Here is a 22,645-nt window from a genome sequence, read left to right on the forward strand (position 1 = left end):
AAACTCTGTCAGGGTTTTCTACAAAAGGGTTAAGTTCATCTACCATAGGCTTCAAGGTTTTTTATAAAAAAATCTTCCTTTTTTTGTCAGTATCCCAAATATTATTTAATTTAGTATTAGGAAAGGCTATTGCCTTCTCTGCTTTTGTTTTACGCCTTTATTATTTTATTAACTAACATCTAAAAAAGTAAATGTTATGAGTAACTACATTTCAGCAGAAATTACCCAAGAGGTAATTGACAAAGTGACCGCCGATTTGGTCGACATTCAATCCAAACTGCCTTTTATACTTAAGCTAAGCCCTGCCGTTAAGCAGTCCATGCCCAAGCTGGAGGATTCCCGTGCTCCATTTGTAAACAAGTGCCTCTTCTATGCACGTAAAGAGTCTAAAATACTACCCCCTTATACCGATATCGATGAGCTGGAGCGCGATCTCAAGCTGTTCAATAACCTCCAGAATATTGCCAAGGAGGTTGACAGGCTGTCCGATATGATTAACGATACCCGCATTGCTGCTGGTTCCGATGCTTACGTGGCAGCCCTCTCAATTTACAATTCGGTTAAACAGGCAGCCAAGATGAACGTTCCTGGCACCAAGGCCATTCTGGACGACCTGAAAACGGCGTTCGAAAGCATGTCCAACTCCAAGACCGCTAAAGAGGTAAAAGTCAGCTAGACCGTGCTTTACGGATTGAGTGATGGGGTACTTGAAAAGTGGGAGGGGGTACTTCGCAAGTACCCCCCTCCACCTCAATACCAAGCAATCCTATCATTTTAATAAGCGGCCTTACCGAAACGATAAGACCGCTTATCTTTTTGACCCGTTCGCTTATCGAATTAACAAGACCGCTTATCGTTTGGGTAAGCAATCGCATCAAAATGACAAGAGAGCCTATCGTTTTAATAAGCAATCCTATCGAAATGGCAAGAGAGCCTATCTTTTTGATAAACAATCCTACCGAAACAGTAGGGTGACTTAATGATTTCACAAGCAGTTTATCCTAAAATGTAGGGTGTGCCATTTTGATGCTAAAATAAGATAATGAAACTAGATCAAAATCTGGCAATGTATAACCCTGACAGGGTTTTGAACCCTGTCAGGGTTATGCCCCCAAATAATAATTTCAAAATACTTTACCCATGAACGAAGAAATTAACGGCTTTTACGATGATAATGGCAATAAGATTAACCCCAATTTGATCCCTAAACCGCAGCTTTGCCTTTCGTGCAAAAGTAATGGGGTTGAGGATTGGGACGAGAACCTGCTCTGCCAGATGAACCGTTACGATCAGCGGAACGATAAGGAGTTTAAATGTTTTGCCTACGAGGCGATTTCTTGATAATTGGTTAGGATAACCTTCCAGAATCCGCAGGATCTGGAAGCGTTAATACGGGATAATTGATTAAACTCTTCCAGGTTCTACGAACTCTGGAAGGTTGTGATTTAAAAACTCTTCCAGGTTCTACGAACTCTGGAAGGTTAGGTTTATAAGGAGTATAATATGAAAAAAACGAGGGAGATAGAATTAGAATATGGTGGTTTCTATCATATTTATAATCGTGGGAATAATGGAACAACATTATTCCACACCCCTGATAACTACTACCACTTTCTTCGTCTTTACGAGAAATATGTCGAACCCATTGCCGATACCTACGCTTGGTGCTTGATGGGGAATCATTTTCATTTGCTGGTGAGAATAAAGGAGGAGGGGGATATTGGTTTTCTTGCTGATTTTAACTCTTCCAGGTCTGGCGACTCTGGAAGGTTAAAATGGAAAACCTCTCACAACCGTCCAGAGTCCGAAGGACCTGGAAGAGTTATGGGTATGAAGAAACCAATACCCCACAGGATGTTTGGTCATCTTTTTAATTCCTATACAAAATACCTTAATCTAAAAATTGGAAGGACAGGCAGTCTTTTTGAGAAGAACTTTCATCGTATCCCCATCAATTCCGACAGGTACTTCCGAAACCTAGTGATGTATATCCACCAAAACCCGGTACACCATGGTTTTACCAATGATTTTAAGGATTACCCTTGGTCATCGTACGGATCGGTGATATCAGAAAAAACCACAAGGGTTAAGCGCAAGGAGGTGCTGGATTGGTTCGATAACCGAAACAATTTTATATATGCCCATATTCAGCCCATTGATACGGATTACATCAATCACCTTATTGTGGAGTAAACCTGAAGCACAACCCTGTTAGGGTTTTAAACCCTAACAGGGTTAGATCATCATTTATACCGATTCGCAATATATTATAGTCCAAGAAGCGGACTATATTTATTGTCGATCGGCATTAACCAATGCCGTTTTATAACAAGACCTTTGGACTGTTTTATAAAAGCATTTGGTATTATTTGTTGTTAACCAATCATTTGGATTCATCTATTTGGAGGATATACCTTTTAATTTGTAACTTATCATGCAAACAAATATAAATCCCCTATGATAAAACGTACCCTCCTTTTTGGAAACCCAGCATACCTTAGCCTGCGCGACCAGCAGCTGGTTGCCGATATCACTGGCAACGAAAAAAAGCAGATGACAGCTCCCGTAGAAGATATCGGGGTGGTGCTTTTGGATTCGTATCAAATTACCATAACACATCAGCTGCTAAACTCCTTACTTGCCAATAATACCGCCGTAATTACGTGCAACGAGAAGCACATGCCTTACGGGCTGCTACTCCCCCTTGAGGGTAACACGCTGCAAAGCGAACGATTCAAGGATCAGATGGAGGCTAGCGTTCCGCTTAAAAAGCAGCTATGGCAGCAAACGGTTCAGGCGAAGATTGCTAACCAAAGGTGGCTACTGCAAGCAAGAGGAATTGATGTTGAGCCCATGCGCTACTTTGAGGCGAACGTTCGGAGTGGTGATCCCGATAACTACGAGGGGCGTGCTGCGGCATACTACTGGAAAAATCTTTTTGATGGTTTAACGGATGATGCATTTATAAGGGGGCGATACGAGGAGGAACCCAATAATCTCCTTAACTACGGCTATGCAGTGTTACGTGCCATTGTTGCCCGAAGTTTGGTTGCCTCGGGTTTGCTTCCAACGCTGGGTATACATCATCATAATAAGTATAACGCCTTTTGCTTAGCCGATGATATGATGGAATCGTACCGCCCGTTTGTTGATAAGCTGGTGCTTGAAATTGTGAACGATACTAAGGATTGCTCGGTACTAACAAAGGAAATCAAGGCACGTTTGCTTGTGCTACCCGCAATTGATGTGCTGATTGATGGGCAAAAGAGCCCGCTGATGCTGGCTACACAGCGAACCACCGCATCGCTGTACGATTGCTTTGAGGGGGTAAGCCGGAAGCTCTTACTCCCTGAGTTTATTTAGATTTTCAATCCTAACAGGGTTCTGAACCCTGTCTGGGTTAAAAAAAACTATCGAATGACCACCGTAGACAGACTAAATCAATACCGTGTTATGTGGGTTCTAGTGCTCTTCGATTTGCCCACGGAAACCAAGAAGGAGCGTAAGAATTACTCCCGTTTCCGTAAGGAGCTGATAAAGGATGGCTTTACCATGTTCCAATTTTCCATTTATACACGGTGCTGCCCGAGCCGTGAGAATGCCGATGTGCATATAAAAAGGGTAAAAAAGCTGTTACCCCCGCAGGGGTATGTAGGGATTCTATGTATAACCGATAAGCAGTTTGGTACAATGGAACTTTTTCACTCCACCAAACCCATAGCGGCTCAGCCCGAACCGCAGCAATTGGAACTATTTTAGTGATTTAACCTGTCAGAGTTCGCAGAACCTGACAGTGTTTATAGTTTGAGGTATCTTTTTTTGAATAGAAACAAAAAATCCACGGGTTTTGATTCCCGTGGATCTCCTTTTGGTCACTTTTTTTTAATCGAAAAATTGGTATAACCAGCTATTGGTCAGCTATAAAAACCTACCTATGCTGTGACCAATATTTCAAAGATACAATCTGAAAGCAATTCACAACTCATGGATGCAATGCATCATGTATCTTTTGGCTGTGACCAATATTTCAAAGATACAATCTGAAAGCAATTCACAACGGAAGAAGGGAGGAGGAGGGAGAAGGAAGGCTGTGACCAATATTTCAAAGATACAATCTGAAAGCAATTCACAACAACGTTAGTTGATGGTACCCCAGCTACTGGGCTGTGACCAATATTTCAAAGATACAATCTGAAAGCAATTCACAACACGATGAAGGAGGTTTATCACCAATAAAATGCTGTGACCAATATTTCAAAGATACAATCTGAAAGCAATTCACAACCAGCTGGTTGAAGTATAGCCCTGCACTAACGCTGTGACCAATATTTCAAAGATACAATCTGAAAGCAATTCACAACGGAGAGCGTTACGATTGTTGCAATCTGATCGCTGTGACCAATATTTCAAAGATACAATCTGAAAGCAATTCACAACTTAGTAGATTTGAGCGTGAAAATACTAACGGCTGTGACCAATATTTCAAAGATACAATCTGAAAGCAATTCACAACGCGCATGGATCAATAACCTCCGCTACGATTGCTGTGACCAATATTTCAAAGATACAATCTGAAAGCAATTCACAACTGTTGGCGATAAAGTTAAATTAAAGAAAGAGCTGTGACCAATATTTCAAAGATACAATCTGAAAGCAATTCACAACGAGAAGGAGGAGGGGGGAAGAGGGAGAGAAGCTGTGACCAATATTTCAAAGATACAATCTGAAAGCAATTCACAACTGAACCCGCATAAACACCAAAGAATAAATTGCTGTGACCAATATTTCAAAGATACAATCTGAAAGCAATTCACAACTGCTTCGGTCTGATCCTGCCCATCAAGGCTGCTGTGACCAATATTTCAAAGATACAATCTGAAAGCAATTCACAACTATTGCCCGCATCTCCATCATTAGTAGTTTGCTGTGACCAATATTTCAAAGATACAATCTGAAAGCAATTCACAACTATATATGCCCAATTTCGTCAACCTCCCATGCTGTGACCAATATTTCAAAGATACAATCTGAAAGCAATTCACAACCCTCATAATCAAACCCAACGATGTCGAGGTGCTGTGACCAATATTTCAAAGATACAATCTGAAAGCAATTCACAACTATATATTTGCAATATAAATATTAAATAATGCTGTGACCAATATTTCAAAGATACAATCTGAAAGCAATTCACAACAACAAAACGCTGAGGGTTTGAAGAATAATTGCTGTGACCAATATTTCAAAGATACAATCTGAAAGCAATTCACAACTGGGGTGCGCAAAACAACTTGAAAAGTACCGCTGTGACCAATATTTCAAAGATACAATCTGAAAGCAATTCACAACTAAAAAGCTCCTTGCTCCGATCAATTATTTGCTGTGACCAATATTTCAAAGATACAATCTGAAAGCAATTCACAACGTACACAGGGTGCTTTTTAATCCAAGCCCCGCTGTGACCAATATTTCAAAGATACAATCTGAAAGCAATTCACAACTATCTTTTTACTACTAAATTAGGATACCAAGCTGTGACCAATATTTCAAAGATACAATCTGAAAGCAATTCACAACAAATTCGTCTATACTAACAATTTCTTCGTTGCTGTGACCAATATTTCAAAGATACAATCTGAAAGCAATTCACAACTCGGTTTAGTTTTACCATTTTTTAAAACAAGCTGTGACCAATATTTCAAAGATACAATCTGAAAGCAATTCACAACAAATAAACTATTTAAAAAATTTGAAAATTCGCTGTGACCAATATTTCAAAGATACAATCTGAAAGCAATTCACAACATGATAGTATGTAGGCTATCTAATGCAATTGCTGTGACCAATATTTCAAAGATACAATCTGAAAGCAATTCACAACGTACCGGTGAAGAGATATTTGCAGAAAATGTGCTGTGACCAATATTTCAAAGATACAATCTGAAAGCAATTCACAACATCTCCGATGCACCAACCACACCAATACATGCTGTGACCAATATTTCAAAGATACAATCTGAAAGCAATTCACAACAGTGCTAGATGACACTTGTCATCTGGTATAGCTGTGACCAATATTTCAAAGATACAATCTGAAAGCAATTCACAACATTGGATAACACCAGATTTTGCTCATATCGGCTGTGACCAATATTTCAAAGATACAATCTGAAAGCAATTCACAACATAATCCATCGTTGGTATTAACACCAAACAGCTGTGACCAATATTTCAAAGATACAATCTGAAAGCAATTCACAACCGATAGGAGAGTATGGAACAAAAACTTTACGCTGTGACCAATATTTCAAAGATACAATCTGAAAGCAATTCACAACTAGTATGGCTCATGATAGGAAAATGTGGAGGCTGTGACCAATATTTCAAAGATACAATCTGAAAGCAATTCACAACTCAGGGCTTGAGGTTGGTCAAGTTGCTATGGCTGTGACCAATATTTCAAAGATACAATCTGAAAGCAATTCACAACAGTACAACTAATATGTACACAAATGATATTGCTGTGACCAATATTTCAAAGATACAATCTGAAAGCAATTCACAACAGTACAACTAATATGTACACAAATGATATTGCTGTGACCAATATTTCAAAGATACAATCTGAAAGCAATTCACAACGAATTAGTATTAGTTTGCCACCACAAAACAGCTGTGACCAATATTTCAAAGATACAATCTGAAAGCAATTCACAACCTTCCGTCTGGAGTTGTCCTGTCTGTTCTTGCTGTGACCAATATTTCAAAGATACAATCTGAAAGCAATTCACAACTGATAAAACATTGCAAGCAATTAGTAATGAGCTGTGACCAATATTTCAAAGATACAATCTGAAAGCAATTCACAACTTGGTGTGTCATCGGGAGATTTACTATTTGGCTGTGACCAATATTTCAAAGATACAATCTGAAAGCAATTCACAACGGAGGTGTAGTTGCTTGGGCCGTGTTGGGTGCTGTGACCAATATTTCAAAGATACAATCTGAAAGCAATTCACAACTTTTGACCGTTCTTTATGTCAAAAGTTTTGCTGTGACCAATATTTCAAAGATACAATCTGAAAGCAATTCACAACGTTTTAATGTATTCAATATCAGCATTTACAGCTGTGACCAATATTTCAAAGATACAATCTGAAAGCAATTCACAACGCTGATATATATCTGCATGAAATGGGACACGCTGTGACCAATATTTCAAAGATACAATCTGAAAGCAATTCACAACGATGCAAACATAAGCCCTTTAAAAGCAAAAGCTGTGACCAATATTTCAAAGATACAATCTGAAAGCAATTCACAACGGTGATGAAGTGGGTATTATCGGGGTTGGAGCTGTGACCAATATTTCAAAGATACAATCTGAAAGCAATTCACAACCTGCAATCGGAGTTCATGATAGGGCTATTAGCTGTGACCAATATTTCAAAGATACAATCTGAAAGCAATTCACAACTATCCTCCTTATTTAAGCCTAAAGAAGCGTGCTGTGACCAATATTTCAAAGATACAATCTGAAAGCAATTCACAACAACCGACACTAAGCTAAATGCGAGCCACAAGCTGTGACCAATATTTCAAAGATACAATCTGAAAGCAATTCACAACCCATTGGCAATTGCTAAAAATCTCACTTGTGCTGTGACCAATATTTCAAAGATACAATCTGAAAGCAATTCACAACATCAACCCCTACGCCTATAATTCCAACCTCGCTGTGACCAATATTTCAAAGATACAATCTGAAAGCAATTCACAACAAATAGCTGATGCTGGATTATTTCCAGTGCGCTGTGACCAATATTTCAAAGATACAATCTGAAAGCAATTCACAACATCAAACCAGAACATTCTTGAGCCGCAACAGCTGTGACCAATATTTCAAAGATACAATCTGAAAGCAATTCACAACATGGAAAATTGTTGTATCTTTATGGAAATTGCTGTGACCAATATTTCAAAGATACAATCTGAACCGAGCGTTCTTTGTGAGTTCGGCGCAGCCAAAGCAATTCACAACATGGCTTCTTATGAATATTGTCATAAATGGGCTGTGACCAATATTTCAAAGATACAATCTGAACCGAGCGTACTTTGCGAGTTCGGCGTAGCCAAAGCAATTCACAACACAACCAGAGACACTATTGATATCCCAATTGCTGTGACCAATATTTCAAAGATACAATCTGAACCGAGCGTTTTCCCGATAAAAAGCATCGGGACAAGTTTTGCGAGTTCGCTGAAAGCAATCTACGATGAATGGGGTAGTTTAAATAATTTGACTCTAAGGTGTTATCGGCTAATCGCAAAATGCGATACAATTATCGCAAAATATGATAATCTGCATTACAACCTCATCAGGAAATGATGCAACACCAAAAATTGATTGTACAATGCAATTCTCCTCCTTTTTTAAGGTGGGGCAGAGGAGAGTAAGTTTTGTAGTTAAAACTTCCGATCTCTTTAAGATATCATAACCATTAGTAAAGTACCCTATAGGTGTTTAGCGTATTATTTTATTAGAAAGATCTAAGAATTGTTGCTATTTAGTTACTTTTTATTTCCCATCCACGAGATGTATAGCTTAAAAGATACTCCATGATTTATAAAGAAAAAACTAGAGTCATATCCCAAATCCGTGTTATTATCCGCTGCACCTCCAAAGCCCATAATAGCAGCACCTTCTAAGTCGTAACCAGCTGCAAATAGCAGGAATACTGGCCCTGCATTTTTGTAATACCTAAATCCAACGGAAAGAGAGTAATGAACTAATGCTGTGAATGAATTGCTCTTAACAAATGTTTTACCAGGGTTAAGGGCTTCGGCCATATTTACCCCATAGTCAGAAATTTTACCCGTTCCAAAACCGATTTTATCTTGTGTTGAAGCATACATTCCGAAACGCATTGCTGGTCTTCCCGGTATACTACCCAATTTACCACCTGTCAGGCAAAGCTGGCGGAGAATATCAAATCCAAAACAAGCAGAATAAAATTTGGCAGTGAATAGTGTATCATATGCAGGAATACCAAATTTTTGATGCTCTCTTCCCCCCGGTGTTACCAATGTGCTGAATTTCATAGGGAATCCCATAGATGTATAACCTACACCCCAATATGTTCCAAGAATTCTATTCATTACAGCCCCTCCAGCCATGTGTTTATACATGTTTGAAGTTTTTATAAGTTCTACTGTAAAATATTTATTGCTAAATTTACGACTGGTAAAATAACCGTCAGTAGAGGGGAGTTGTCCAGACCATGTAAAAACTCCAGAAACCTCCGAACTTTGAAGTTTGAGCCAATAATTTTTTAGGTTAATATACCCTCCGTACTTGTATGCTTTTCCAACCAAGTTATTTTCAACATTTGCCGAGAGTCCAAATCGTAAACCAATTCTGCGTAAGGCAAAGTTGCCTTCAAAGGATGATTGTGAGTTTATATCGAATTTGTATTTTAAGTACTTTCCATCATCATCGTTGAGGTTGAAAACCTTCCATTTTAATGCTGGGATATATGAAACACCTAAAAAGGCTGGAAGCGTATCTTTTTTGCTTTGTGAGAAAAGGGAAGTAGGTACTATTAAAGCTACTGAGAAAAGAACAATGAGAAAATTACGCATAGCGTTTATTTTAAAAAGATTTTGATTTCAAAGTTAAAAATAAATACTACAAATGTGCTCGTACCTTCTTTGTTTAAGATTAAATCAAAGAATTTTCATAACCTCCAAATTAGTTACTTAGCAAAACGCTCATAAAAATAAGTATTTTATTTAGCTAAACGGGTGTTTAATTGCAATATTTAATGACTACCTTTGAAGATTAATTATTTAATAGATATGATGAAATCTCTAAGAATTGGTGATTTAGCAATTGCAATCCCAATAGTGCAGGGTGGTATGGGCGTTGGAATATCTCTTTCTGGGTTGGCTTCTGCAGTTGCAAATGAAGGGGGGGTAGGGGTTATCTCAAGTGCAGGCCTTGGATTACTTTATCGTGAATTTACAACCGATTACCTTGAGGCTAGCATTCATGGCTTAAAGGAGGAACTTCGGAAGGCCAGAGAAAAAACAAAAGGTGTTATTGGTGTAAATGTAATGGTTGCCATGTCCAATTTTGCCGATATGGTAAAAACATCAATAGCCGAAAAAGCAGACATAATTTTTTCAGGAGCTGGTTTGCCTCTTGATTTACCTGGATTTCTAAAAAGCGATAGTACTACTAAACTTGTTCCCATAGTTTCATCAGGTCGTGCCGCTAAATTGATTTGCGAAAAGTGGAAGAAGATATACAACTATTTACCTGATGCTATTGTTGTTGAAGGTCCCAAGGCTGGAGGTCATCTAGGATTTAAACTTGAACAAATAAACGATGAAAACTATTCGTTAGAGAAACTTATACCCGAAGTAGTAGCTGAGGTTAAGAAGTTTGAGGATGAGTACCATCAATTAATTCCTGTTATTGCAGCAGGAGGGATTTACACAGGACAGGATATCAGGGATATTATGAATCTAGGAGCTTCTGGAGTTCAAATGGCTACACGTTTTGTAACAACAGATGAATGCGATGCTTCTGATGGATTTAAACAATCATATATTGATTCGAAAAAAGAGGATATTCAGATTATAAAAAGTCCAGTTGGTATGCCCGGAAGAGCAATTGGAAATAATTTTTTGGATAAAGTAAGGCTAGGGTATAAGCAACCAATAAGATGCCCGTTTAAGTGTATCAAAACCTGCGAAATATCTTCAAGTCCATATTGCATTATTACCGCCCTTATTAGTGCATTCAAAGGGAATTTTGAGCATGGGTATGCTTTTGCCGGAACAAATGCCTATTTAGCCACAAAAATAACATCGGTTAAAGAGACTTTCCAAGCCATTTTTAAAGAATATAATAAAAGTAAGTAACTCTCTTTTGTTGTTTTTAAAGTAGAAAAAGGTAAAACAATTTTGTTTTACCTTTTTCTGTTTCTAGTAATATTTATTTTGAACTAATAGAACGGTTAAACCCAGCTATTATATGTTATGCAATGATTATTCAAAAATATTTGCGTATAACTTTGATATTCTTGATAGTTAAATTGATTTTTACTATTATTTCTGGTAATTTTATACTTTAATCATCAGAATAGTTTTGCCAACGATTTTTTAAAGAAAGTCAGAAAAGTTTATTTGAAAACGATTGACTAAAATAAAACAATATGGCAAAAATTGATTTAGTCAAATATTTGATTGATAGACATAAAGAGACTCATAAACCTTGCCCTGAACCTGGGCCAGTAATTACTATTTCTCGTGAAATGGGATGCTCTGGTACACAAATTACTCAACAACTTGTAAAGGAGTTAAATAAACGATTTGATTATAAAAATGGAGAGCTGTGGAAATGGGTTGGGAAGGAAGAAATTCAAGAGGCAGCGGCTCATGCACTAAATTTACCTCCAGAAGAGATTAGCTATGCCCTTGAGGCTAAGAAAAAAACTATGATGGATGACATCCTTCAATCATTTTCAAGTAAATACTATAAAAGTGACAGGATTATTCGTAAAACAGTAAAAGAAGTAATTCGCTCAATTGCCTGTCATGGGAGGGTGGTTATTCTTGGACGTGGTGGTGTTGCTATAACTAGAGATATCCCGCGTTCTTTACATATTAACCTTGAGGCTCCACTCGAGTGGCGTGCGTTAAGAATCTCTGAGAAGTTAGATGTTGAACAGAAAGCAGCCGAAAGTTACATTCTGGAGATTGATAAGAAAAGAGAGGAGTTTAGAGTTTACTTTGGTGGAGTAAATACAGATTATACAAGATTCGATATAACATTTAATAGTATGACACTATCAATTAGTGAAATAGTAGAAATTATTATAAAAACAATGGAGATTAGAAAACTTATTTACTAGGTTATAAGCAGTTGCAGTTTTTAATGCTAAAATTTAAAACAGAGTTTATTCTTTTTGAATAAGCTCTGTTGGTTTATTGGATATATAGATTCATAAAAATGAAACTTATAGTAAAATTGAATTCATTTATCAAAAAAAGAAAACTAATTATTAATTTTACTGTATCAGAAAAAAAGGATTGTTATTTTGGCATCTTAGTTGTGTGAAATATACTATAACTAGATTTTTTATGCTCATCTATACCCCGATTTGTAAATCATTCATTACTTATTCAGGATTAAATAGTTATATGATGCGGATTTGCATTCTGTTTTTTATTATCACCCAATATCATTCTGTGATTGCTCAACAGGCAGTTCCGCTTCCTGCTGAAATTAAGAAAGTGGTGGATGATTATATCCAGAAGGGTAACGAATCCGAAAAAATAAAAGAGTATAATCAGGCATCATTTTACTTCCATCAGGCTGGGAATATATGCTGGACGCATGGTCTACTAGAGAATGCAATAGATCTACTTAAAAAATCTCTTGAAATGACAGGGCGCCTATCAAATTTGAATGGCACTTCTGTTTTATGTACAAAAATTGGATTGCTTTATGCCGAGACTAAGAATTTCGAAAATTCCCTTACCTATTTTTTAAAAAGTTTGGATATGGCAAGAAGAATGAATAGAAAATCTGAAATTATTTCATCCTTATTGAATATTGCTAACTCCTACAATGAAATTGAAAAGTATAATGAATCCGTACCTTTTTTAGTTGAAGCAGAAACCTTATCGAAGGATATTGGAGATACAAAATATCTACGAAATTGCTACTCATTGATGACACGGGTATATGATAAGGTTGGGGATAGAGAAAAATCGACCCAATATTTTAACCTTTTTGCTGCCATTACTAAGAAAATTCAACAGGAGGAGGTTTCTAAAAAAGAGGATGAAGCCCGACTTATGGTAGATAAGGCAAACTCAAAAGTGTTAGAAGTAGAGTCAATTAAGAATGCAACTGAGCAAGAACTTAAAGAGAAAAAGATAGAATTGAATGAAAAACAGATAAATCTAGATAAAGTCGAGCAGATATCGAGAGAACAACAAATGCAAATTGATTTACTCAATAAAGAGAAAGAGTTGCAAAAAGCAATAATTCACCAGCAAAGGTTAATGCGAAATGTTTACTTGGGAATAATAATTACTGTTTTATTGATATCAGGCTTGACCTATTTTGGGTATGAAAAAATTAAGAAATCAAATGTGTTACTCAATTCAAAAAATATCGAAATCAGTTTTCAGAAGGACGAAATTGTAAAACAAGCAGAAGATCTTCGTGAACTTAATGCATTGAAAGACAAAATTTTTTCTATAATTTCACATGATTTAAGGTCCCCTCTTTTTTCACTCATAGGCATGCTGAATTTGGCCAAAGATGGATATTTTTCAATTGAAGAGCAAAATCAAATATTGAGCGAATTGTCAAAAAATGTTGAATATAATACCGAACTTTTAGAGAATTTATTAAAGTGGGCATCAAGTCAAATGATGGATAGTTCTATAAACTCTGTATGCTTTGATATTCACGATATTGTAAGAAATAAAGTAAATCTTTACGAAAAAACAGCTGCCCAGAAAGGTATAAAGCTTGAAAACAAAGTAAATGTTAATACCGAAGTTCTAGCAGATAGGGATATGATTGAGGTTGTTATGAGAAATCTTATTACCAATGCAATTAAATTCAGTAAAGAAGGTGACGTTGTAGTAATTAGTTCAAAGTCTCAAGAAGGTATTATTACTACCTGTGTTGCCGATAATGGAATGGGGATACCTGGTGAGGCTATTGAAAAGTTATTTGGTAAGCATGTTTTCTCTACAAGAGGAACATTAAATGAAAAAGGAACCGGACTAGGATTAATTCTTTGTCGTGATTTTATCCAGTTGAATGGAGGACGAATTTGGGTTGAAAGTGAATTGTATAAGGGGAGCAAGTTTTTCTTTACACTTCCTGCAAAACAGATTATATAGTTCTATAAATAGGAGGATGTTTAAATGCCTGCCAATAAATCAGGAAAATATATCGAAGAAATTGCAAGATTTGGCTTTAAGGTATAACAGTTTTATGGTCTATACTTTTGGTGGTTTTAGAGTTATTTAAAATAATGAAAGTTGAACCGCATTTGAAAGTTGCTTGCTCCGTTCCGTTTGCATAAGTTGAGTTCGGAGTCTTAAGGGAGTTATTTCTTGTATTGATGGACTTGAGAGTTCATGGCAGGTTATAAAGTACCGTGCTCTTTTCATCACAACACCTATTTTTTGTAAATGGAATGAATTTAATTTACTAAACCTTCGTGCAGACATAATCAACCTTGCCGATTTTGGCCCAATCCCTGGCACACGAAGGAGTAAATGTAGATCTGCTCGATTGATATCGACTGGGAAAATATGAGGGTTTCGAAGGGCATAGCCAAGTTTTGGGTCAAGTTCAATATCAAGGTTGGGATTCTTATCGTTAACTATTTCATCAACCTTAAATTCGTAAAATCTTAGAAGCCAATCTGCTTGATACAAGCGATGCTCCCTACGGAGAGGCGGAGTAGTTAAGGCAGGTAATCGCTTATCATACTCATTGGTTGGATTGTAAGCGGAGTAGTAAACCCTTTTTAGTTTATTTACTCCGTAAAGATTTGATGAGAGATGAAGAATTTGGTTATCCGTATCTGGAGTTGCACCAATAATCAGCTGTGTGCTTTGACCTGCGGGAGTAAAAATGGGTGTTTTGCGGTATTTACGACGTTCCTCCTTGTTCTCTTCAATTTGGGTATGAATGTAACCCATTGGGTTAAGTATGCTTGGGTAGTTCTTCTCGGGAGCTAAATATTTTAGATTTTGCTCCGAGGGAATTTCTATATTTACACTAAGCCTGTCGGCGTATAGACCCGCCATCTTTATTAATTCAGAACTTGCTCCTGGGATACTTTTTAGATGAATATACCCGTTAAAATGATGGATGATCCTCAAATCCTTGGCAACTCTGGCCAACCGTTCCATAGTATAGTCAGGACTTTTAACTACCCCAGAGCTTAGGAATAACCCTTCTATATAGTTCCTTCGGTAAAAGTTGATGGTAAGATCAACCACCTCATCTACAGTAAAGATAGTTCGCTGGATATCGTTACTTTTGCGATTTGTACAGTAGGCACAATCATAGATACAATGATTGGTGTAAAGAATTTTAAGTAGTGAAATACAACGCCCATCATCGGCAAAACTATGGCAAATCCCTGCATAAGCAGCATTGCCAAGTCCACCGGGAGTGTTTTTCCTATTGCTCCCACTAGATGAGCAAGATACATCATACTTGGCTGCTGCTGATAGTATTTTTAGCTTTTCGAGAGTTTCCATCGCGTAAATGAAAATTTAATAGTGATAATTGAAAAAGCGTAAATAATGCGAGTTCGATGTAAGTATAACATATTGATCCTAAGTATAGTGTTGGATTATTGCTTTATCATGCTGAACGAAGTGAAGCATCTGTTTTATAGACCATTAGATCCATTGCTTCGCTCAGAACCGAGCTTGCGAGTTCGGCGGAGCCAATGACACCTTACATTGAACTGACGTAAAATAGCATATCCTGTTTTTCACCTTTCATTAATCACCTCTCATTTCTTTCTAATCTCTTTCTTGATCTCCTCAACATCCTGCATAAGTTTCTGAACCGACATCATTAGCTGTTCAATGCTAATATTACCATCTGGTAGATGATCCGTTGTATAATGCACAAACTTCCAAACCTCAAAAATATCCTGACCTTTCACCTCGAATGGGTGGTATAGAGGATTTAGGGACGATAGAACAAAGTGCCCAGTTTCAATTAGGAGGTTTTCCACAATTTTAAATACTAATCCATCCTCACGTGTAAGGATAATACATGCTTCACCCGTTTTAATTGATGTCCAGTCTTGAATAAATTCACCCGTTACCCATGAACCATCGGGGATTGGTAGCATCGAATCGCCGCTTATCTGGAAAGTACGGTACTTTCGATCGTTCTTTAGGAAGGGCAGGCGATACACAGGCAGCGAACTTACATATTCAGGATCGGCAAAACCAGACATATATCCAGCCTTCACCTTTGCAGTTACAAGTTCAATATTCTCTTCGTTATCATTACCAACGGTTGAGGTAAGAACTCTAAGGTTGGTACCCTTTGTGTAGATGTCAGAGCCCTTTTCTATTTCCTCAAATTGAAATTCAGTAAATGTGTTTAAATCAATTTTGAGTAAAATGTCAACCGAAATTCCAAAATACTCTGAAACAGCTAGTTGGATATCAAGGGTTGGTTGCGAAATCTTATTCTCATAATTATTTAGGGTAGGTCTTTTTACTTTTAACTCAGCAGAAAGTTCCTCTTGCGTTAACCCTTTTCGTTTTCGCAAAGTTTTTAGGTTTGAGTGGAAGTACATAGGCGTATGATTTTAATATAATCAAATAAATGATTAAATAATAAGCAAATATAAATTATGTGATTATTCTTTCCAAATATTTTTGATCTTTTTTCAATTACTTTGATTGCTGTTGTTAAATGATTGATATTATATATGATATGAGATTTTATTACGATTTGCATAATGAGAAATTAATTAAAAAACCCTAAATGAGTACCTAACAATAAATCACAATTCGTAATTTCACCATTAAATATTATTGCCATGTCCTTTAAGCGCATAGTTCTGATAATCGCAGTAGAAGTTGAAGCAAGACCCATAATTGATGGGTTGGGATTAAGTCACAAAGGGAAACTCTTAAGCCCATTACCAATGGAGTTTTATGAGGGACGACACAATTCATTAAATATCGATCTTATCACCAGTGGGAAATGCGATAGATTCAATGTTGATAATGTTGGCCCACAGGCTGCAATTCTTAATGCTGCAACTGCCATTGGTCGTCTTCAGCCGGATTTAATTATAAACCCGGGTACTGCGGGAGGTTTTGTTAGCGCTGGTGCAAGGATTGGGGATGTTTACCTTAGCTACCCGATGATCTGCTACCATGATCGACGGATTCCTATACCGGGTTTTGATGCATATGGTATTGGTTCTTACTATTGTTTCGATACAAGGGGGATTGCAGAAAACCTTGGATTAAAAACTGGTATTATTTCAACAGGAAGTTCTTTGGATTATACCGATAAGGATTTGGAACTGATAAAATCTTACGGAGGCGTTGTTAAGGAGATGGAGGCAGCATCAATTGCTTGGGTTGCTGATTTATACAAGATCCCCTTCTTTGCTGTTAAATCAATTACCGATTTGGTTGATAATTCTACACCAACGGAGGAGGAGTATCTACGAAATTTAACTTCGGCATCTATTGCGTTAAGTCGAGAGGTTGTTAGAATAATCAAGTATTTTGCGCAATAGATTCATACAACCCACATCATTTTAAAAATTGAAAATGCAAAATCAATCAACCTATAAAAGAATCATTTCAAGCCTAAACTCCACAGATATTGTAACTTTAGGTTACTTGATAATCACTTTAGTTTATATTTTGTTGTCGTCAGGTAGGCTAAACGGAGAGTTTGCACATATTCTTTTTAGAATTATTGTTATTAGTTTGATTTGTTGGTCAGCATGGCTTTCACCAAAGATTAGTAGTAGATTCATCCTATTCTTTCGGAGTATATACCCATTTATCCTTTTTGGAGCATTTTACTCAGAAACCGATTACCTGAATAATATTCTTTTCAACAATCTTGATTCTATCGTTGAGAAAGTTGAACTATGGATTTTTGGATTACATCCGAGTATAGTATTTTCAAAATATTTTCCGCAGAAGTGGTTTAGCGAATTAATGAATTTCGGGTATTTTTCATACTATTTTCTTATCATTTTACTTCCTTTTTGGCTGTTTATTAGGAGGAGAGATTCATTTCAATATGTTGTATTTACTATCACTACAACGTTCTATCTATTCTATCTGTTTTTCATCATATTTCCTGTTGCAGGGCCACAGTTTTATCTCGAGGAATCATTAAGGACTATCCCCAACTCTGGTATATTTCGTGAACTAGTTAAATTTGCAGAATGGGTAGGAGAGGGGTCAACAGCAGCATTTCCCTCATCACATGTTGGAATGGTTGCAATTATAGGATACCTAGCATATAAATACGCAGAAAAACTATTATTTGTATATATGATTTTTGGATTGCTTATTTGCTTTTCCACTGTATACATTAAGGCTCACTATGCAATTGATGTTATTGGAGGAATAGTTTTTGCCCCGGTATTTTTGGGATTAAGTAATAGATTAAATAAATGTTTTAAGTAGATGAACATATTCCACATTCAACAATTTATCACATTATCATTCCACACATTGTAGAATAAATCCTCCAAAAACCCAGTGTTTTATTGTGTTGATAGACGGTTGATAATTTGTAATATTCAGAAATACAGCAATATAACTTCGTGTATATTTTTTTCTAAAATCTTGGCAAGATTTTCTCTATATAATACATTGTAAGATTCACCCCAAACACGAATCTTTAATATATATTCTGCTGAATAACAGCAGCCAGGTTGTCCGGGTTATGATTTCTGTCAGCCATGCATCGAATCCACCACACAGTCCCAGATCCCGACAGTACCGGACAACCTCTTTTTTTAAATCAATTAGTAAATATCCGATTTCAGGTTGAAGAAGTAGTTAATTTTCCTCAATAAATTCAATACCTTTGCCATTACCAAACCTGAAAAATTGAAAACGGATATACTTTTAATTACACCTCCATTAACTCAGCTGAATTCTCCTTACCCAGCAACAACGCAGCTGTTGGCATATCTTCGTGCAAACTCTATAAATGCCGTTCAATATGATTTAAGCATTGATTTAGCAGATGCTGTTTACAGCAGGAAATTTCTTTCGGAAATATTATCTGAAAATAAAAAACCGTATATCAATTTAATTGAGCCAGTTAAGGCTTTTATTAGAAGCGAGAACCCCACTTTATCGCATAGAATTTGCTCACGACAATTATTGCCAGAGGGTTCTAGATTTAATAACATCGAGGATTTGGATTGGTGGTTTGGCTCTTTGGGTGAAAATGATATGGCTCGTCATTTGGCAACACTTTTTCTGTTAGATATATCCGATTTTATTCGCGAAAATGTCTGCCCCTTTTTTGGTGTAACTAAATACGCTGAACGAATTTCAATTTCACTCCCTGAATTTGATAAAATAGAGGATGAACTAAAGAAGATACCTAATCCTGTTGATAATTTAATGTTATCGCTCTTAAAGGAGAAGTTAGATCATTACAATCCCCGAGTTGTAGGATTTACTGTACCATTTCCTGGTAATCTTTATGCAGCGCTAAGATGTGGAAAGTATTTAAAAGAGCAAAATCCAGAAATTAAGATTGTATTAGGAGGGGGTTACATCAACACAGAATTAAGAACTTTTTGCGATCCAGCAATCTTTCAATATGCTGATTTTTTAATACTTGATGATGGAGAGTTGCCTCTGTTACGCTTAATGCAATATATAAATGATAAAAGAACTCCATTATTAAGAACATTTATTGCCGAAAATAGTGAGGTTAAACTTCTAAATAATTTACCTGATACTGTTCTTGTTAAAGATCTTCCACCTCCAGATTATACTGGAATTGAAGTTAATAAATACCTCTCGCTAATGGAATTGCCAAACCCAATGCATAGCCTTTGGAGTAATGGGTTTTGGAATAAAATTCAGCTAGCACGAGGATGTTACTGGGCAAAGTGCGCATTTTGCGATACATCGTTACCATACATCTCAAACTACGATGCCTCGGAGATTTCAAAACTAGTCGATAATATTCAGAGCATTATCCATCAAACAAGTCAAACCGGATTCCATTTCGTTGATGAGGCTGCACCTCCTTCGTTGTTGAGAAAATTATCAGAAGAGATAATAAAGCGAGATTTGATTATTACATGGTGGACAAACATTCGATTCGAAAAAAACTTTACACCTGATTTATGTAAATTGATGTCAGATGCAGGTTGCATTGCTGTTTCAGGAGGAATAGAGGTAGCATCGAATCGATTACTCAATCTGATGAACAAGGGAGTTACTGTTGAACAGGCAGCAACAACATGCAAAAACTTTCAGGATGCAGGTATAATGGTTCATGCATACCTAATGTATGGATTTCCTTCGGAATCAGAACAAGAAACAATTGATTCACTCGAAGTTGTTCGACAATTTTTTAAGCATGGGTTGATACAATCAGGATTTTGGCACAGGTACGCTATGACCTGTCATAGTCCTACTGGAAAATCACCCCAAAATTATGAAGTTAAGAGGGTATCACTAAAGCCAAATCCCTTTGCTAATAATGAAGTGCCATTCATTGAAAGTGTGAATTGCAAGCATGGAAGGCTTGGCAAGGGGCTCGAAAAATCAATCTATAATTATATGCATGGCGTTGGAATTGATGACCATGTAAGCCAATGGTTTGATTTTAAGGTTGCATTGCCAACTATTCCACCCGATTATATTGCTAAAATAATCGGAATTAAAAGATTTAAGGATAAAAAAAGAGGCTGAAGCGGATGCTACAGCCTCAACTAACAATTCTACGAAATTATTTCACTGGAAAACTTATCTTAGTTTCAATCTTCATCGGATCACCAACAACCATTGGGTCGGTCAGATACTCCTCTAATGGATTGCCAATAATTTCATATCCTTTACTTTTAATATAATCTTCGAGTTTGTAGTATGAATCGCTGGATGTGCTATAATCGCCAAAGTGTAAAACCGATACCACCTTTTGCTCTGGAGTTTTTAGCACTGAAATTCCTTGTGAAAGTTTCTTTGGTTCAATATTAACTGGAATAGCGGCAGTTACAATCCATGTTGGATTTGAAGGATCTCCATTATAAAAGGCTGCAGGAGCGCCAATCATTTTAACCACTGGAGAAGTTTTCATTAAACCCCCTATCTTTCCATAGGCTTCTCCAAAGAAATTTGCGATTGATTCTGTTGTAAGAGTATCGGTTATTGTTAAGTAAATTTTAGCTGGTTCTGCTGATTCCATAACATCTCCCGATTTACATACTGGTGGTAAATTTTCGACAACTTTTTTCAGATTCTCTAAACCTTTGTTAAAAGTTTTATTCATCATACCCTCAGCAACAAACCACATTAGCCTTCCCATAGGGTAGCCTGCTTTAGTAATTCTTGTTTCCCAAGTTACTTTTGTTCCTTCGGGTATCCGTTCGAGGATAAATAACGATGAATCTTTTCCACCATAGTCAAGATCAAGGTCGTATACTACCTTCTTTTCAAAAATACTCCCAAGGATAGTCATACTACCGTTACCACTTTTTTTACTCTTCCATGACTGATGTGCTCCAACACCATACTCAGGTCCGCTATACTCAGAAACCATTGCGGTATCCTCTTCGCTGAAAGGTGACCATTTTTCCCAATTCTTCAAGCTGTTTACTAATCCATAGATTGGCCTCGGGTAAGAGTTGACAACGATACTGTTTTTTAATACCTTTTTATTGGGAAGAAAGGCCGCAGCTACAAGGAGTAAAGTAACGACTCCCAGAACAATGTAAAGAAACCACTTAAGTACTTTCATAGGTTTTAGCGTTTTAAATTAAACTGAAAATAATTATCAATAAAAATACAAAATATACTCAATTATCACTTTGACTTTTTTAAGATTTATATTTTCTCTGTAAGTATTCAATAAAAATTTGACAATGACTTTTGAAATTGATTAATTATGTCTAGAACAACCCACTTTCAATAATGTATTGGTGTTAAAATATGTTAAAAGTGAATACTCAAATATTTATAAAAAACAGTATATCAAATAATTAATATTTTAGTTATAACAACTTATTATATTATTCAATAGAACAATTTATTCTTTTTATTGTTTTTTTGCTATATTAAATTAATCTAAATAAATATAAAAATGAAAACAAAAATTTTATTAATTATGGTATTGTTTTTATCTACGAGCCAATTATGGGCACAAGATAATAGCAATGTTAGGATTCCTCTAATTGGGGAAAGCGCTCCTTCTTTTACTGCACAATCTACAAATGGTGAAATTTCATTTCCTGCCGATTATGGAAGTAAATGGAAGATTCTATTTAGCCATCCTCGTGATTTTACGCCAGTTTGTTCTTCGGAACTTTTAGAAATGGCATACTTGCAAAATGATTTTGATAAAATGGGTGTTAAACTCGTTGTTGTTTCTACTGATACCCTTTATCAACATGTTGCATGGAAAAAGACGTTAGAGGAGATTAACTATAAAAATAGGGAAAAGGTTAAAATTAAATTTGCCATTGTTGATGATCAAAGCTGGTCCATTGCTAAAAAATATGGAATGCTACACCCTAAAGAAAGCACTACATCAGATGTAAGGGGTGTTTACATTATTGATCCAGATGATAAAATTCAAGCAATCTTTTTTTATCCTATGAATATTGGAAGAAATTTCGATGAGATTAAAAGAACTATTGCAGCATTGCAATCAACGTATAAGAATAAACTTTTAACTTCAGCCGATTGGAAACCTGGCGATGATTTTATGGTTCCTTACCAAAAGACAAATGATGGAGGGGATTTAACTAAGAATAAATCAGATTATTATCAAGTATCATGGTTTATGACCTTTTTGAAATCAAAGGGTATCTCTGAAAAGTAAGCACTTAAC

17 protein-coding genes, 1 pseudogene and 1 CRISPR repeat array are annotated in these 22,645 nt (G+C 36.4%); of the genes and pseudogenes, 13 read left to right on the plus strand and 5 right to left on the minus strand.

Annotated elements, in window-relative coordinates; all coding sequences use genetic code 11:
- Positions 1-196 precede the first annotated feature (196 nt).
- Positions 197-676 carry a hypothetical protein gene (locus HOO91_17535; GenBank protein NOU19362.1) on the plus strand — a complete coding sequence of 160 codons (480 nt, stop codon included), beginning with the start codon at positions 197-199 and terminating at the stop codon, positions 674-676.
- Here the strand turns inward: HOO91_17535 and HOO91_17540 are convergent.
- Positions 669-989: a hypothetical protein gene (locus tag HOO91_17540; protein ID NOU19363.1), complete on the minus strand. Its 321-nt coding sequence runs from the start codon at positions 987-989 to the stop codon at positions 669-671. The genes HOO91_17535 and HOO91_17540 overlap by 8 nt on opposite strands.
- 151 nt (positions 990-1,140) lie before the next feature.
- On the opposite strand from HOO91_17540, the gene HOO91_17545 reads away from it, so the two are divergent.
- From HOO91_17545 to HOO91_17565, 5 genes and pseudogenes are all read left to right on the plus strand, one after another.
- Positions 1,141-1,341, plus strand: a complete 201-nt coding sequence (locus HOO91_17545; protein ID NOU19364.1) for a hypothetical protein — start codon at positions 1,141-1,143, stop codon at positions 1,339-1,341.
- A 162-nt stretch (positions 1,342-1,503) separates the two neighbouring features.
- Positions 1,504-2,019, plus strand: a pseudogene (locus HOO91_17550) (hypothetical protein).
- 438 nt (positions 2,020-2,457) lie between these two features.
- The gene (cas1, locus tag HOO91_17555) at positions 2,458-3,363 is read left to right on the plus strand and encodes a type II CRISPR-associated endonuclease Cas1 (protein NOU19365.1); all 906 of its coding nucleotides are present in this window, start codon (positions 2,458-2,460) and stop codon (positions 3,361-3,363) included.
- A gap of 54 nt (positions 3,364-3,417) precedes the next feature.
- Positions 3,418-3,759, plus strand: coding sequence for a CRISPR-associated endonuclease Cas2 (gene cas2 / locus HOO91_17560; protein ID NOU19366.1), 342 nt, complete (start codon positions 3,418-3,420; stop codon positions 3,757-3,759).
- Positions 3,760-3,936: 177 nt separating this feature from the next.
- A CRISPR array of direct repeats spans positions 3,937-7,996; the repeat unit is 33 nt; unit sequence GCTGTGACCAATATTTCAAAGATACAATCTGAA.
- Between the two features lie 45 nt (positions 7,997-8,041).
- Positions 8,042-8,389: a hypothetical protein gene (locus HOO91_17565; protein NOU19367.1), complete on the plus strand. Its 348-nt coding sequence runs from the start codon at positions 8,042-8,044 to the stop codon at positions 8,387-8,389.
- A gap of 182 nt (positions 8,390-8,571) precedes the next feature.
- On the opposite strand, the gene HOO91_17570 is transcribed toward HOO91_17565, so the two are convergent.
- The gene (locus tag HOO91_17570) at positions 8,572-9,642 is read right to left on the minus strand and encodes a hypothetical protein (GenBank protein NOU19368.1); all 1,071 of its coding nucleotides are present in this window, start codon (positions 9,640-9,642) and stop codon (positions 8,572-8,574) included.
- A gap of 219 nt (positions 9,643-9,861) precedes the next feature.
- Between HOO91_17570 and HOO91_17575 the strand changes: the two genes are divergently transcribed.
- From HOO91_17575 to HOO91_17585, 3 genes are all read left to right on the plus strand, one after another.
- Complete coding sequence (locus HOO91_17575; GenBank protein NOU19369.1) at positions 9,862-10,929, plus strand: nitronate monooxygenase; 1,068 nt, start codon at positions 9,862-9,864, stop codon at positions 10,927-10,929.
- A 293-nt stretch (positions 10,930-11,222) separates the two neighbouring features.
- Positions 11,223-11,921, plus strand: a complete 699-nt coding sequence (locus tag HOO91_17580) for a cytidylate kinase-like family protein (protein NOU19370.1) — start codon at positions 11,223-11,225, stop codon at positions 11,919-11,921.
- 229 nt (positions 11,922-12,150) lie between these two features.
- Positions 12,151-13,935: a hypothetical protein gene (locus HOO91_17585; GenBank protein NOU19371.1), complete on the plus strand. Its 1,785-nt coding sequence runs from the start codon at positions 12,151-12,153 to the stop codon at positions 13,933-13,935.
- A gap of 126 nt (positions 13,936-14,061) precedes the next feature.
- Here the strand turns inward: HOO91_17585 and HOO91_17590 are convergent, their stop codons facing one another.
- On the minus strand, positions 14,062-15,312 hold the full coding sequence (locus tag HOO91_17590) for a putative DNA modification/repair radical SAM protein (GenBank protein ID NOU19372.1): 1,251 nt from the start codon (positions 15,310-15,312) through the stop codon (positions 14,062-14,064).
- Positions 15,313-15,572: 260 nt separating this feature from the next.
- On the minus strand, positions 15,573-16,376 hold the full coding sequence (locus HOO91_17595; protein NOU19373.1) for a helix-turn-helix domain-containing protein: 804 nt from the start codon (positions 16,374-16,376) through the stop codon (positions 15,573-15,575).
- Between the two features lie 246 nt (positions 16,377-16,622).
- Between HOO91_17595 and HOO91_17600 the strand changes: the two genes are divergently transcribed.
- From HOO91_17600 to HOO91_17610, 3 genes are all read left to right on the plus strand, one after another.
- Positions 16,623-17,336, plus strand: a complete 714-nt coding sequence (locus HOO91_17600) for a 5'-methylthioadenosine nucleosidase (protein ID NOU19374.1) — start codon at positions 16,623-16,625, stop codon at positions 17,334-17,336.
- Positions 17,337-17,370: 34 nt separating this feature from the next.
- Positions 17,371-18,246, plus strand: a complete 876-nt coding sequence (locus tag HOO91_17605; protein ID NOU19375.1) for a phosphatase PAP2 family protein — start codon at positions 17,371-17,373, stop codon at positions 18,244-18,246.
- A 429-nt stretch (positions 18,247-18,675) separates the two neighbouring features.
- Positions 18,676-20,508: a radical SAM protein gene (locus HOO91_17610; protein NOU19376.1), complete on the plus strand. Its 1,833-nt coding sequence runs from the start codon at positions 18,676-18,678 to the stop codon at positions 20,506-20,508.
- Between the two features lie 37 nt (positions 20,509-20,545).
- Here the strand turns inward: HOO91_17610 and HOO91_17615 are convergent, their stop codons facing one another.
- Positions 20,546-21,553: a hypothetical protein gene (locus HOO91_17615; protein ID NOU19377.1), complete on the minus strand. Its 1,008-nt coding sequence runs from the start codon at positions 21,551-21,553 to the stop codon at positions 20,546-20,548.
- Between the two features lie 342 nt (positions 21,554-21,895).
- Between HOO91_17615 and HOO91_17620 the strand changes: the two genes are divergently transcribed.
- Positions 21,896-22,636, plus strand: coding sequence for a peroxiredoxin (locus tag HOO91_17620; GenBank protein NOU19378.1), 741 nt, complete (start codon positions 21,896-21,898; stop codon positions 22,634-22,636).
- Positions 22,637-22,645 lie beyond the last annotated feature (9 nt).

Source organism: Bacteroidales bacterium (assembly GCA_013141385.1).
Lineage (GTDB): Bacteria > Bacteroidota > Bacteroidia > Bacteroidales > Tenuifilaceae > UBA8529.

Bases quoted from the DNA above. Each gene is read 5' to 3' on its own strand.
- HOO91_17535 (NOU19362.1), top strand. From the start codon at position 197: ATGAGTAACTACATTTCAGCAGAAATTACCCAAGAGGTAATTGACAAA.
- HOO91_17545 (NOU19364.1), top strand. From the start codon at position 1,141: ATGAACGAAGAAATTAACGGCTTTTACGATGATAATGGCAATAAGATT.
- cas1 (NOU19365.1), top strand. From the start codon at position 2,458: ATGATAAAACGTACCCTCCTTTTTGGAAACCCAGCATACCTTAGCCTG.
- cas2 (NOU19366.1), top strand. From the start codon at position 3,418: ATGACCACCGTAGACAGACTAAATCAATACCGTGTTATGTGGGTTCTA.
- HOO91_17565 (NOU19367.1), top strand. From the start codon at position 8,042: ATGGCTTCTTATGAATATTGTCATAAATGGGCTGTGACCAATATTTCA.
- HOO91_17570 (NOU19368.1), bottom strand. From the start codon at position 9,642: ATGCGTAATTTTCTCATTGTTCTTTTCTCAGTAGCTTTAATAGTACCT.
- HOO91_17575 (NOU19369.1), top strand. From the start codon at position 9,862: ATGAAATCTCTAAGAATTGGTGATTTAGCAATTGCAATCCCAATAGTG.
- HOO91_17580 (NOU19370.1), top strand. From the start codon at position 11,223: ATGGCAAAAATTGATTTAGTCAAATATTTGATTGATAGACATAAAGAG.
- HOO91_17585 (NOU19371.1), top strand. From the start codon at position 12,151: ATGCTCATCTATACCCCGATTTGTAAATCATTCATTACTTATTCAGGA.
- HOO91_17590 (NOU19372.1), bottom strand. From the start codon at position 15,312: ATGGAAACTCTCGAAAAGCTAAAAATACTATCAGCAGCAGCCAAGTAT.
- HOO91_17595 (NOU19373.1), bottom strand. From the start codon at position 16,376: ATGTACTTCCACTCAAACCTAAAAACTTTGCGAAAACGAAAAGGGTTA.
- HOO91_17600 (NOU19374.1), top strand. From the start codon at position 16,623: ATGTCCTTTAAGCGCATAGTTCTGATAATCGCAGTAGAAGTTGAAGCA.
- HOO91_17605 (NOU19375.1), top strand. From the start codon at position 17,371: ATGCAAAATCAATCAACCTATAAAAGAATCATTTCAAGCCTAAACTCC.
- HOO91_17615 (NOU19377.1), bottom strand. From the start codon at position 21,553: ATGAAAGTACTTAAGTGGTTTCTTTACATTGTTCTGGGAGTCGTTACT.
- HOO91_17620 (NOU19378.1), top strand. From the start codon at position 21,896: ATGAAAACAAAAATTTTATTAATTATGGTATTGTTTTTATCTACGAGC.